The following is an 11,990-nucleotide window of genomic DNA, read 5'->3' as shown; positions in this document are numbered from 1 at the left end:
GAGGCAGCCAGATCGAGCTTACAGGTTAAGCTTACCAAGTCCAGTGTACAACATTCAAATTGGAAAAGATTAAAAAATGTAATGCGGTTTTCTTATCAAATTTTAATGCAGAAGGTCTAGACTGGGCTTTAACTCCAGTACGAGAGAGAAGTGATCATGATGAGCCGGCCGAATCGGGTTCAATCCATTAGTTCAACAACATATGCCAAAACACCTAATAACGAGATCAAATCTGAGCCAGTCAAAATCACGCCAAAAGCACCGCCTAAAAAGAAATCATCGGGGATGGGGTGGCTTGTTGCCCTGATCTGCATTGGCGCTGCCGGAGCATCAGCATTTTTTCTGGTCCCGTCTGTCAAGGAAACCGTACTGCATGCCGTGGAGAACGTGGCTGGGGTTCGTGCAACACCGCCTGTTGCATCTGCCAATCCAGTCAGTCAAGCGCAGGTATCATCCATGGCTTCGTTGAAAGCACCGAAATCCGTTCAGCCACAGGCCACAGCTTCCACAATTTCGGTGGTTCCGGCTGTACAGTCAACGGATCATATGGCTGCAGCCAAGGACGTTGCCAAGACTTATGCCGGTATGCCTCCAAGCAAGGCTGCTGCTGCACTCGCACAATTGACCGATCTGGAGATCGTGTATGCCATGACCGAAATGTCCCCAGAACAAAGGGCGCTGATTTGGAGTAAAATGGACCCGGACCGGGTTGCCGGCCTTTCCATGCAAATGAAGCCTCGCTCTGTAGTTACGGATCATGATCTTGCGCTCATTCAGCGTAAAATCAACAAGCAGAATAGCAACATAGCTAGCCAATCGGTCAAGAAACTGGTTCAAACCTTCTCCAAAATGTCTTCCCCAAGTGCAGCCCTGCTGATCCAAAAATTGTTCCAGGCCGACTCTGCCAAAACGATAGATGTACTGAAGAAGATGGATGTGAATACACGAGCGAGTATTTTGACGGTGATGTCCAGCAATTCGGTCATGATGGATACGGCGAAACAAATTTCCCAGTCTTTCCTGAAATAATAATAAAAGGAAACTGAATCACAAACCAAGTGATAGCTCGAAAAAAAATCCCCATTATGGGGATTTTCATTATGTTATAATAATTTATAATTATGGAATTTGGAGGAATTCAGCAATTACATATCAAATCATGTTCAATTCAGGAAGAAGGAGAACGGAAATGAAACGTTTAGTCTTGATAACGTTGGTTCTGTTAGTCATTTCAACTGGATTCACGGGATTTTGGGAAGAGAAAGCTTATGCTTGCAGTTGTGTTGATTCGAACGCCCAAGAGAAACTGAAGACGTACACATCGGTTTTTACAGGAAAAGTGGTAAAGAGAGGCGGGACGCAAATATTCAGCCCAGACCGATTGAGAGCCTATACCTTTGAGGTGGATGCCGCATGGAAGGGCGTTTCTTCTAAACGAATGACTGTCATGGGAAATGATGCCGGTTCAGATTCTTGCGGGATTCAATTGGACAAGAACCAATCCTATCTGATCTTTGCCTACCAGGAGGAAAAAGGAAATGGGTTGCATACGAATTTATGCAGTGGCAACCTGCCTGTTGAGAAAGCCGACGACGCGTTAAAGCTGCTGGGCGCAGGAAAAGTAGTGAGTCAGAATGATTTTGGAGAAACCATTCATGGACGAAGTTGGTCATTGAATCTCATGATATATGGCGGACTTACTTTATTGCTTGTATTGGTCATTGGCTGGATCTGGAGAAGAAAGAGACGTACATGAACGTACATGATTGAAGGTCTAATGGAGGAGATACATCATTACGGCAAATGTAAAAAAATCAAATCCCCGCATGAAACGTAGAGGTATACTCGCGTTTGCATGCGGGGATTTTCTGCATACGGTGGGATCAGTCGTACCGATTCAATCCGTTTAGTTGCAGCATGTATTCATAAGCCGTGATACCGAATACCCGTTTAAAGTGTCTGTTCAGATGAGTCAGGTCGACAAAACCACATTCCGCTACAGCAGAGTATATATCTTTATGCGTTTCGATGGACTGTCTGGCACGCTCCACTTTGCAATTGAGAAAAAACTGGTAAGGGGATATGCCGGCATGTGATTTAAACTCACGGATAAATTGAAATTTGGACATGTTGAATTCCGCACTCAGGTCGTCCAATTTTAGAACATCTTCGATGCTGCAAAACATCATTTCTTTGGCTTTTCGGACCAGACTGTCCTGAGGTCGCCAAAGCTTGGTGTCCATTTCCGATTGAGAGAGCAATTGTATCAAGTCGAAGAGCAGTTCACTGCATTTCGCTTCATCTTGACCGCTCTGAACAGCATCGTTCAGCAGCAGAATGCTTCGTGCGAGCTGGGGATCATAGACGATCGGGGTGGAGAAGCGCAATTCCTTCTTTCCCATAATCTCTTCGACCAGCTCCGGCTTCAGATACAGCATCACATAATCTATGCCCGCTTTGTCATAGGAACTTCCATCATGGGACTGTTCGCGGTTGAACAGCATCACACCATTTCTATGGGAGGCCTGATAGTGTCCATCCAGATGGTATTGCTGAATGCCGCGCAGGGTTACCCCAACCGCATATTCTTCATGACAATGCTTTTTATAGGTGAAATCCGTAAAGCTGGCAGATAGCGCCAGTACATCTTGTGTTTTTTTATAATTGAACAATTCCACGCTGTACACCTCCCAAGCGTTAGATGATTCCCGACACCATAATGGCTGAGTATAACAAAAAAAGTGCCATAAGGATACTAAGTGCTTTTTGATGACGATTAAGTAATGTTCTGAAGACGGAGCCAAATACGACCCAGCTGGAATAGGCCAGGAATCCAATGATGGTAATGATCACCACGAACAGAAACGTGGAAATGGTGCTATCGTAGTAAGGCAGCACATAGCTTGGAATGACAGTGAACGTGAACAGAACTACTTTTGGGTTTACAAACTGCATGACTAGACCGTTCAAAAAGCCCGTAACATGTTTAGATGCTGTCTCGGTGGAACCCATCTTATAGACTTGATAAGCCAGATATAACATATAGACACTACCCACAATCTGCATCACATGGAGAATGCCAGGCAATACCTCAGCTAGAGCGTGATTAAGAAGAGCAGAAGCGGCAAGTAACAAGCCAAATGCAACTGTGGCCCCCCACACATATTCCATCGTTTTCCGGGGACCAACCTGCCCGACGGAAGTGAGAATCACAATGTTGCTGGGGCCAGGTGTAAAGGTAACGACAATACAATAGATAAAAAAGGATGTAAGATTCATAGTGCCTCCCCGAGTTGTAGTTACCTGATCATACTCCAGGGAGGCATAGGCTTATAGTACATTATTGCAGCAGGTAGCTCCTTGGGTAGGGACAGAAGGATATCACCGGAAGATGAAGAGTGGTTTCTTTTTTTTATGATTGCGTTTACAATTTAATCGAAATGCAAGCCGACAGATTATTGGAGGAAGTGAACGGAATGAAAAAAATGCTGCTGGTTTATATTTTGCTAATCTCGGCATTTGCATTGTATGTGCTTCGGTTCGAATACTCCAGCCAGGTGAATGGCTCCTGGGAAGACAGGGGACTGCGCGGGGATATTGGCGAAACGTACATGATGATCACATTCCAGTCCGGGCTGGAATATTGGAAGAGCCCGCTGAAAGGCTTCGAGGACGCAGGAGATGCGCTTGGCGTAACCGTGGAGTATCGCGGTGCTACCCGGTACGATGCAAAGGAACAGACAACGGTGATCGAACAGGCTATTGCACGCAAACCGGCGGGAATTGCCATCTCTGCGATCGATCCGCAATCATTGATTCCCGCAATTAACAAGGCCATCGACGCGGACATTCCCGTCGTATTGTTTGATGCGGATGCACCCGAAAGCCGGGCATATTCTTTTCTCGGAACGGACAATTACAAGGCGGGTGTAACGGCTGCTGACAAAATGGCCGAGCTGATGGCCCGCGAAGGGGAAGTCGCCGTGCTGACTCTGCCTGGACAGCAGAATCATGAGGAGCGAGCCAAGGGCTTCCGCGATACGATGGAGCAGCGCTATCCATCCATGAAGGTGGTGGAAGTTGCGGATGGACACGGAGATGCGTTGGTATCAAGGGACGAGACGCTTAGACTGATGAAGGCACACCCGAAGCTGGCGGGTATTTTTGTGACCGAGGCGACCGGAGGGGCAGGCGCGGGTGAAGCTGTCCAGAATTCCAAGGATGGACGTTCGCTCAAAATTATATCTTTCGATACAAACAAGGCCACGCTGGATATGATCAAGGGCGGCACGATTTCGGCTACAATTGCGCAGGGAACCTGGAATATGGGGTATTGGTCGCTTCAATATTTATTCCATCTGCATCATCAGCTAACCGTACCTGCCCCATCCACTTCCGGTGAGAATGCACCGCTGCCGGTAAGGGTGGATACCGGAATCTCTGTGGTGACAAGCGCGAATGTGGATGATTATTATGCCAAATAAACACAATCGGCAGGGGAGCAGCCGGAGCAGGGAAGCGATCCGCAGCAGGATGAAGAAGAGCCTGCAGCGCTTGCGCTTGCGTAATATGCCGCTCCGTTATCAGCTGATGCTGCTTTTTTTGTTATTTGCAATCGTGCCTTCTGTAGGACTGGGGTTATTGGTGAACTGGACCGTAGAACGGATTGTGGAGCGACAGGTTGAGGGACATACGATGCAGCTCATCGGCAAAGTAAATGAAGCGCTTGACAGCAAGATGGAGAACCTGCAAAACATGACGTACCTGATTGCATTTGATCCCGACATTATCGCTTTTATGAAAGGAAAAACGGCGTCGGATAACGATACTGGCACGAGCACTATTACATCGGAAAGGGAACCAAATGTGACGGATCAGGATCAGCTGTATGGAATCAAGCAAACTTTGCAGGGGTTCACGACGTTGTATCCTGAGATTGCCGGAATCGTTCTTGCTAATGGAAGCGGTGACTATATCAGCAATGAGATGTACCCCCGCGCGAAGCAAAGTCTGACCCGGGAGGACTGGTACAAAAGGGCTTCGGCGAATCCTGGCATTTTTACAGTGCTGGGTCAGCCAAGGGAGCGAAATATTACGACACATGTACGGTATAAGGATAATGAAATCGTATCGGTTGCGCGCTCCATAACAGATGAAGCGTCAGGTCGTGTACTGGGTGTCATTATGATTGACCTCAAGCTGCGATCTGTCTCTCAGGCAGCCAGAAATGTAACCCTGGGAAAATCGGGCTATGTGATGGTGACGGATGCAGAAGGACGGAGCGTCTATATGCCGGAGCATCCGCTGGTTGAACAGATTCCTGCAGACTGGTTCAAGTCTGGTGACAGCGGGACATTTAACGCCGAAGCGGATGGGAAGGAGCTGTTATTTCTGTATCAATCCTCCACGTTTACGGGATGGAGAACCGTAGGGGTGTTTCCCGCGCGGGAATCCATAACGGAGGTACGCCAAATTCAGTTTTATGTGGTCAGCTTTGTATTCGTGGTTTGTTTGTTCGGTCTGAGCACTTCCCTGTGGTTTTCGCGCTCCATTGCGCAGCCGATCTTCCGGCTGATGTCTTACATGCGCAGGGCCGAAACGGGAAATCTCATGTCGGGCCGCTGGAGCGACCGTGCTGATGAGATCGGTATGCTGGGCAGGAGTTTTAACCGCATGCTTGCACAGATCCGGCAACTCATATCCCTTAATGAATTAAAGGAGCGGCAGAAGCGGGAGGCAGAGATGCGCAGTTTGCAGGAGCATATCAAACCTCATTTTTTATACAATACGCTGGATACGATCCATTGGATGGCTCGCAAGGAAGGCGCGGATGATGTATCCGAGATGGTTGGCGCCCTGTCCCGACTTTTTCGCATCGGTCTCAGCAAAGGGAATGACTTCCTTACACTACACGCCGAGCTTGAACATATTACCAGTTATTTGAAAATCCAACAGACCCGGTACCGTGATCGTTTGCAGTATGAATTAATGGTTTCCGATGATATACGGGAGTTGTTCGTGCTCAAACTGCTGCTGCAGCCTCTTGTAGAAAACGCGATCTATCATGGGATCAAGGGCAGGCGAGGGCCTGGCAAGATTCGGGTGGAGGCCAAAATAGAACAGGGCAAACTGCTACTGTTGATTCAGGACGATGGAGCAGGCATGTCCAGGGAGCGGTTGGCAGAAATGGAACAACTTCTGGCAGCCCCTATGGAAAGTTTGGAATCGGCAGCGCTGTCCGGAAAAGCGGGGAAAAGCTACGGAATGTTGAATGTACAGGCCCGTCTTCGCCTGACGTTCGGCGAAGAATACGGTATTGTACTGGGCAGCAAGGAAGGAAATGGTACATGCGTGACGATCATTCACCCGTTACTGCAAGAACTTCCAGCGGTGCAGTTATTGGACAGTAAAGAGAGGGAGGGGAGCGAATGAAACATTTTACAGCGTCAACAACATGGACTTCTGCGGAAGGGATGACAGCATCGGCTGCAACAGAAACAGAGGCTTTGGGGAGATCTTACCGGGTTCTGATTGCTGATGATGAGCCCATTATTCGGGAAGGCATCCGGGATTCGATCAACTGGACTGCACTGGGCATGGAGGTTGCCGGAGAAGCCGAGGACGGGGAGGAAGCGCTGGAACTGGCTGTAGATCTGTGCGTGGATATCGTATTGGTCGATATGAACATGCCCTTTCTGAACGGGATTGACTTGATACGCGGCCTTCAGGATCATTGTCCCAATTGCCGCTGTCTGATCGTGTCTGGACATGATGAATTTGCTTATGCACAGGAGGCTGTTCGGCTAGGGGTGGAGGATTATATCTTGAAGCCTGTACAATCGGAGCAGCTGTATGCTGCACTTGCACGTCTGCGTCAGCGTATGGATGAAGAGCATAAGCGAACAGCATATGTAAAACAGGCTGCAGATCAGATTGAACGCAATATTCCACTGCTTCGTCAACGTTTTTGCCTGGATTGGCTGGAGGGACAAATCGAGGGAAAAGGGCTGATCGAGCAACTCACCTTTTTGCGTCTGCCATCGGAACCGCCTGTGCAGATTGGAATCGTACGCTGGCCCGCGGCAGAAGCACGCCAGACCCTTATGCGGGAGAATGATCGTCAATTATTCCTTTTTGCCACGGAAAATATCGTTGCCGAATTACTGGGGGACCTGCCGTATGTGCTGTTCCGGGACCCGAATGGACTGATTGGCATTTGTTTATGGCAGGCGGCATCGGAAGATCTGGAGTCTTCCATTGAGCAGACCGTCATTTCATGCCTGAACATCGCTGTCCACGCCCATATGGAGATGCATACCGGTACCGTGGAGGAAGCGCCGAATACGTATCGCGAGTGTCGTGAATTGGTATGTGGCGAGGTTCGGCTGTCACCGCTGGTGCGCCGGGCAAGACAGCTTATTCAAGCGGAATATGCGAATCGGAATCTGACACTGGACACGCTTGCTTCCCGTCTGCAAGTGTCTCCGGTATATTTGAGTCGGGTGCTCAAAAAAGAGTTGGATGATTCCTTCGTGACCCTTGTTACGCATGCTCGCATCCGGAAGGCAGTACAGCTGCTGGATTCTACGGTACTGCCTGTGTACCAAATTGCTGAGCATGTGGGTTACGATACACAGCATTATTTTAGTACCGCATTCAAAAAAACGATGGGCATTTCACCTGCACAGTACCGCAAAAGCGGCGGTACGAGGATTGTGACCTCATCCAAGAGAGGATAGGCTGGTTGAACAAGGGATATTCATCAAGGGATTTGTTCTGCTTGTATCAAGCGGATCAGCTCCCTTTTTTTGTTGTTAGCTGCTGTCCGCATGATTTCTTCTGCAGGGCAAGTCTGCTCATCCGTAGTCCCATATTCCGCTCTTTACAAAAGTTGAAATTTTATAAAAAAGGTTCAAATGCAGCAAAGACCTCTCTTGTTTCGGCATGCTACGATGGATTCAGAAAGAAATAACCGCTTACATAAATGCGATACATTGTAAGCGTTATCCTAATGAGTCGTTGAAGTTCACATGATTTGAGGAAAGGGGAAGTTCTTATGAAAAAAGGAGCACTGCTCATCTGGCTTCTGGTGATGACCTCAATGCTATCTGCCTGCAATCTGGCCGAGAGTGGAACGGGCAGTAAGGAAAAAGGGTATGTCGGCATTTCGATGCCTACCAAATCCTCCGAACGCTGGGTTGGGGATGGGGAGAACATGGTTCGCCTTTTTCAGGAGCAGGGGTACAAAACGGATCTGCAGTATGCGGAGGACGTGGTGGAGAATCAGATTTCTCAGATTGAGAACATGATCACCAAGGGTGTAGACGTGATGGTGATTGCTTCTGTGGATGGCAATACGCTGACAGATGTAATCAAGAAAGCGCATGACGAGGGCATACAGGTCATTTCATACGATCGGCTTATCCGAAATACGCCGTATTTAACCTATTATGCGACGTTTGATAACTTCAAGGTGGGTGTGCTGCAGGCGTCCTACATCGAGCAAAAGCTCGGGCTTAAGGAAGGGAAAGGCCCCTATAACATAGAGTTGTTTGGCGGCTCCCCCGATGACAACAACGCCTATTTCTTCTTTGACGGTGCAATGTCAATCCTCAAGCCATATATCGATTCCGGCAAGCTGGTTGTGCGAAGCAAGCAGACAACGATGGCCCAGATTGCAACGCTGCGCTGGGACGGCGCTCTGGCACAATCCCGTATGGATAATCTGCTCAGTGCCTATTACTCGGGAGACAACCTGGATGCGGTGTTATCCCCTTATGATGGGATCAGTATCGGGATCATTTCATCGTTGAAAGGGATCGGTTATGGCACAGCAAACAAGCCGTTGCCAGTGATTACAGGTCAGGATGCCGAACTGGCTTCGATTAAATCCATTGTGGCCGGAGAACAGACACAGACCGTATTCAAGGATACCCGCAAGCTGGCGGAGAAGACGGTAGAGATGGCCAATAGCATATTACAAGGGAAATCGGCGGAAGTGAACGACAATAAGTCTTATAACAACGGCATAAAGATCGTCCCGGCCTATTTGCTTGACCCGATTTCCGTGGATCGGACCAATGTAGAGAAGGATATTGTAGGCAGTCAATATTATACCAAGGAAGAAATCGGATTGAACTAGCGATTGAAAGGAGTAGATCTCATGGCCGGAATTATTCTGGAAATGAAGGGCATCACCAAAACCTTTCCCGGCGTAAAAGCGCTGGAAAACGTCAATCTCAAGGTCAGAGAAGGCGAGATTCATGCACTATGCGGTGAGAATGGTGCAGGGAAATCCACGTTGATGAAGGTGCTTAGCGGTGTATATCCACATGGAACATATGAAGGAGAGATTTTATTTCAGGGCAAACCGTGTGAGTTCAAGGATATTAAACAAAGTGAGGATCTGGGTATTGTCATCATCCACCAGGAGCTGGCACTGATTCCCTACCTTTCAATTGCGGAAAATATATATCTGGGTAACGAGCGTGCGAGCAAAGGGATCATCGACTGGAAAGAAACGTTTGTCGGCACACGGGAATTGCTCGCCAAAGTGGGACTGAGCGAAAATCCGAATAGTCTTGTATCCAGCATCGGTGTGGGCAAGCAGCAGCTGGTTGAGATTGCAAAGGCGCTCTCCAAAAAGGTGCGACTGCTCATTCTGGATGAGCCCACTGCTGCACTGAATGAGCATGACAGTGAGAATTTGCTTCAGTTGATGCTGGAATTCAAGAAGCAGGGCATCGCTTGTATTCTGATATCCCACAAGTTGAACGAGGTGTCCAAAGTGTCCGATTCGGTGACAATCTTGCGGGATGGCAAGACCATTGAGACGCTGGATATGAAAAAGGATAAGGTGACGGAAGATCGGATTATTAGCGGAATGGTTGGCCGCGATTTGACGAGCCGCTATCCGGAGCGCCATGCGCAAATCGGTGAAGTGATCCTCGAAGTGAAAGACTGGACCGTGTATCACGAGCATCATGCTGAACGGAAGGTGCTGGATCAGGTCAACATGAACATCAGGCGCGGGGAGATTGTGGGCATTGCCGGTCTGATGGGGGCCGGACGTACGGAGCTTGCCATGAGCATATTTGGCAAATCGTATGGACGCGGCATTACGGGCCAACTCATCAAGGATGGCAAACCCATTCAGAACAACAGCGTAACTGAGGCGATTCAGAACGGTTTCGCTTATGTGACAGAGGACCGCAAGGAATACGGTCTGATTCTCATGGACGATATCAAGCGGAACATTTCGCTTACAGGTCTTGGCAAGCTGACCAGAAATGCGGTCGTGAACGAACGAGAGGAAGTGCTGGTAGCCGAGGATATGAAAAAAAGCATGAATATCAAAGCACCGAGCATTTTGCAGAAAACCGGAAATTTGAGCGGCGGGAACCAGCAGAAGGTGGTGCTGAGCAAATGGATTTTTGCCGGTCCGGATATTCTCATTCTGGATGAACCAACACGAGGGATCGATGTTGGGGCCAAATTCGAAATCTATACCATAATCCATCGGCTCGCCGCCGAAGGCAAAGGCGTGCTGGTGATTTCTTCCGAGCTTCCAGAGGTGCTGGGCCTATGTGACCGGATCTACGTGATGAATGCCGGACGCATTACGGGGCAAGTCAGCCGGGAAGAAGCATCGCAGGAAACGTTGATGAGATATATGACAAAGTCAGGAGGCGGGAAGCATGGAAATGTTAACTAGACTGTTCAAAAACAATATACGGCAATATGGCATGATTATCGCACTGGTTGTAATTATGTTGTTGTTCGAGGTGCTGACTGGCGGATTGCTGCTCAAGCCGATTAACATAACAAATCTGATCCTGCAAAACAGTTACATTCTGGTGCTGGCGATCGGAATGGTGCTGGTCATTATTACCGGACATATCGATTTGTCGGTAGGTTCGATCGCTGCTTTTGTAGGCGCGGTTGCAGCGATTATGATGGTTGATTGGCAGCTTCCGGCCTGGCTGGCGGTCATTGCTGCTTTGGTGGTTGGTGCGCTGATTGGGGCGTGGCAGGGCTTTTGGATTGCGTATGTGCGGATTCCGGCATTCATCGTAACCCTGGCAGGCATGCTGCTCTTCCGAGGCTTGACGATGATCGTGCTGGAGGGGCAATCGATTTCTCCTTTTCCAGGCGGGTTCCAGAAAATAAGTTCAGGCTTCCTGCCTGATATTCAGTTTTCAGGTCTGGGTCTGGTGTCCATCATCGTTGGTGTTGTTCTCACGGTCTGGTATATCGTAAACGAACTGCGGGAGCGCCGTTCCCAGCGTAAATACGGATTCGAAGTTGTGTCTCAGGGGCTCTTCCTGCTCAAGCTGCTGGTCGTGGCTGCAGTAACGAATCTGTTCACCTTTATGCTTGCGAGCTATGCAGGGATTCCGAATATTCTGATTCTGCTGTTTGTATTGATTATCGTCTACTCCTTCATCATGAACCGCACCGTAATGGGGCGCCATGTATATGCACTTGGAGGCAATGAGAAGGCTGCCGGTCTGTCCGGTGTGAAAACGAAAAAAGTGACGTTCTGGGTATTTGTAAACATGGGCGTGATGGCGGCCATATCCGGCTTGATCTTCGCAGCACGACTGAATGCGGCTACACCCAGAGCCGGTACCAACTTTGAGCTGGATGCCATTGCAGCCTGCTTTATCGGCGGAGCTTCCGCTTCGGGAGGAATCGGGACTGTATTTGGAGCGATCATCGGTGGTTTGGTTATGGGGGTTCTGAACAACGGCATGTCCCTGATTGGTTTGGGGATAGACTGGCAGCAGGGCATCAAGGGTCTGGTGCTGTTGCTGGCAGTAGCTTTCGATATCTATAATAAAAACAAAAGAATGACATAGGTGTTTGGCAGAAAGAATTCTGCTGCAAGCAAACGTCTTGTATAAACCATAAAACAAACAGACCGATCCGGTGGATCTGGTCTGTTTGTTTTATGCTATTTTTATGGTTTTCCTGGTAGAGAAAAGCAG

General features: G+C 48.7%; 10 protein-coding genes. 8 read left to right on the top strand and 2 right to left on the bottom strand.

Annotated elements, in window-relative coordinates; genetic code table 11:
- The first annotated feature begins 156 nt into the window (after positions 1-156).
- Complete coding sequence (locus JNUCC31_RS07085; RefSeq protein ID WP_192270015.1) at positions 157-1,029, top strand: hypothetical protein; 873 nt, start codon at positions 157-159, stop codon at positions 1,027-1,029.
- 160 nt (positions 1,030-1,189) lie between these two features.
- Positions 1,190-1,756, top strand: a complete 567-nt coding sequence (locus tag JNUCC31_RS07080; protein ID WP_192270013.1) for a hypothetical protein — start codon at positions 1,190-1,192, stop codon at positions 1,754-1,756.
- 127 nt (positions 1,757-1,883) lie between these two features.
- Here JNUCC31_RS07080 and JNUCC31_RS07075 read toward each other — a convergent pair whose 3' ends face one another.
- Both JNUCC31_RS07075 and JNUCC31_RS07070 read right to left on the bottom strand, forming a co-directional pair.
- A complete protein-coding gene (locus JNUCC31_RS07075) occupies positions 1,884-2,678 on the bottom strand; it encodes an AraC family ligand binding domain-containing protein (RefSeq protein ID WP_192270011.1) in 795 nt (264 codons plus the stop codon).
- Between the two features lie 19 nt (positions 2,679-2,697).
- A complete protein-coding gene (locus JNUCC31_RS07070; RefSeq protein WP_192270009.1) occupies positions 2,698-3,279 on the bottom strand; it encodes a LysE family translocator in 582 nt (193 codons plus the stop codon).
- A gap of 197 nt (positions 3,280-3,476) precedes the next feature.
- Here JNUCC31_RS07070 and JNUCC31_RS07065 point away from each other — a divergent pair, with 197 nt between their 5' ends.
- The 6 genes from JNUCC31_RS07065 to mmsB all read left to right on the top strand — a co-directional run bounded on the left by JNUCC31_RS07065 (position 3,477) and on the right by mmsB (position 11,861).
- On the top strand, positions 3,477-4,484 hold the full coding sequence (locus JNUCC31_RS07065; RefSeq protein WP_192270007.1) for a substrate-binding domain-containing protein: 1,008 nt from the start codon (positions 3,477-3,479) through the stop codon (positions 4,482-4,484).
- Positions 4,465-6,432 (top strand): cache domain-containing sensor histidine kinase, encoded by a 1,968-nt coding sequence (locus JNUCC31_RS07060; RefSeq protein ID WP_192272836.1) that lies wholly within the window; start codon positions 4,465-4,467, stop codon positions 6,430-6,432. Before JNUCC31_RS07065 ends, JNUCC31_RS07060 begins: the two co-directional genes overlap by 20 nt.
- 41 nt (positions 6,433-6,473) lie before the next feature.
- Complete coding sequence (locus JNUCC31_RS07055; protein WP_228469693.1) at positions 6,474-7,739, top strand: response regulator transcription factor; 1,266 nt, start codon at positions 6,474-6,476, stop codon at positions 7,737-7,739.
- 317 nt (positions 7,740-8,056) lie between these two features.
- Positions 8,057-9,142: a multiple monosaccharide ABC transporter substrate-binding protein gene (chvE, locus tag JNUCC31_RS07050; protein ID WP_192270003.1), complete on the top strand. Its 1,086-nt coding sequence runs from the start codon at positions 8,057-8,059 to the stop codon at positions 9,140-9,142.
- Positions 9,143-9,163: 21 nt separating this feature from the next.
- Positions 9,164-10,714: a multiple monosaccharide ABC transporter ATP-binding protein gene (gene mmsA / locus JNUCC31_RS07045; RefSeq protein ID WP_192270001.1), complete on the top strand. Its 1,551-nt coding sequence runs from the start codon at positions 9,164-9,166 to the stop codon at positions 10,712-10,714.
- On the top strand, positions 10,698-11,861 hold the full coding sequence (gene mmsB / locus JNUCC31_RS07040; RefSeq protein ID WP_192269999.1) for a multiple monosaccharide ABC transporter permease: 1,164 nt from the start codon (positions 10,698-10,700) through the stop codon (positions 11,859-11,861). Before mmsA ends, mmsB begins: the two co-directional genes overlap by 17 nt.
- Positions 11,862-11,990 lie beyond the last annotated feature (129 nt).

The sequence above is a fragment of the Paenibacillus sp. JNUCC-31 genome (genome assembly GCF_014844075.1).
Taxonomy (GTDB): Bacteria; Bacillota; Bacilli; order Paenibacillales; family Paenibacillaceae; genus Paenibacillus.
This window is presented reverse-complemented; position numbering and strand designations above follow the sequence as displayed.

Excerpts from the sequence above, each read along its gene's own strand:
- JNUCC31_RS07060 (WP_192272836.1), top strand. The coding sequence starts at position 4,465 with ATGATTATTATGCCAAATAAACACAATCGGCAGGGGAGCAGCCGGAGC.
- JNUCC31_RS07055 (WP_228469693.1), top strand. The coding sequence starts at position 6,474 with ATGACAGCATCGGCTGCAACAGAAACAGAGGCTTTGGGGAGATCTTAC.
- JNUCC31_RS07085 (WP_192270015.1), top strand. The coding sequence starts at position 157 with ATGATGAGCCGGCCGAATCGGGTTCAATCCATTAGTTCAACAACATAT.
- mmsA (WP_192270001.1), top strand. The coding sequence starts at position 9,164 with ATGGCCGGAATTATTCTGGAAATGAAGGGCATCACCAAAACCTTTCCC.
- mmsB (WP_192269999.1), top strand. The coding sequence starts at position 10,698 with ATGGAAATGTTAACTAGACTGTTCAAAAACAATATACGGCAATATGGC.
- JNUCC31_RS07070 (WP_192270009.1), bottom strand. The coding sequence starts at position 3,279 with ATGAATCTTACATCCTTTTTTATCTATTGTATTGTCGTTACCTTTACA.
- chvE (WP_192270003.1), top strand. The coding sequence starts at position 8,057 with ATGAAAAAAGGAGCACTGCTCATCTGGCTTCTGGTGATGACCTCAATG.
- JNUCC31_RS07065 (WP_192270007.1), top strand. The coding sequence starts at position 3,477 with ATGAAAAAAATGCTGCTGGTTTATATTTTGCTAATCTCGGCATTTGCA.
- JNUCC31_RS07080 (WP_192270013.1), top strand. The coding sequence starts at position 1,190 with ATGAAACGTTTAGTCTTGATAACGTTGGTTCTGTTAGTCATTTCAACT.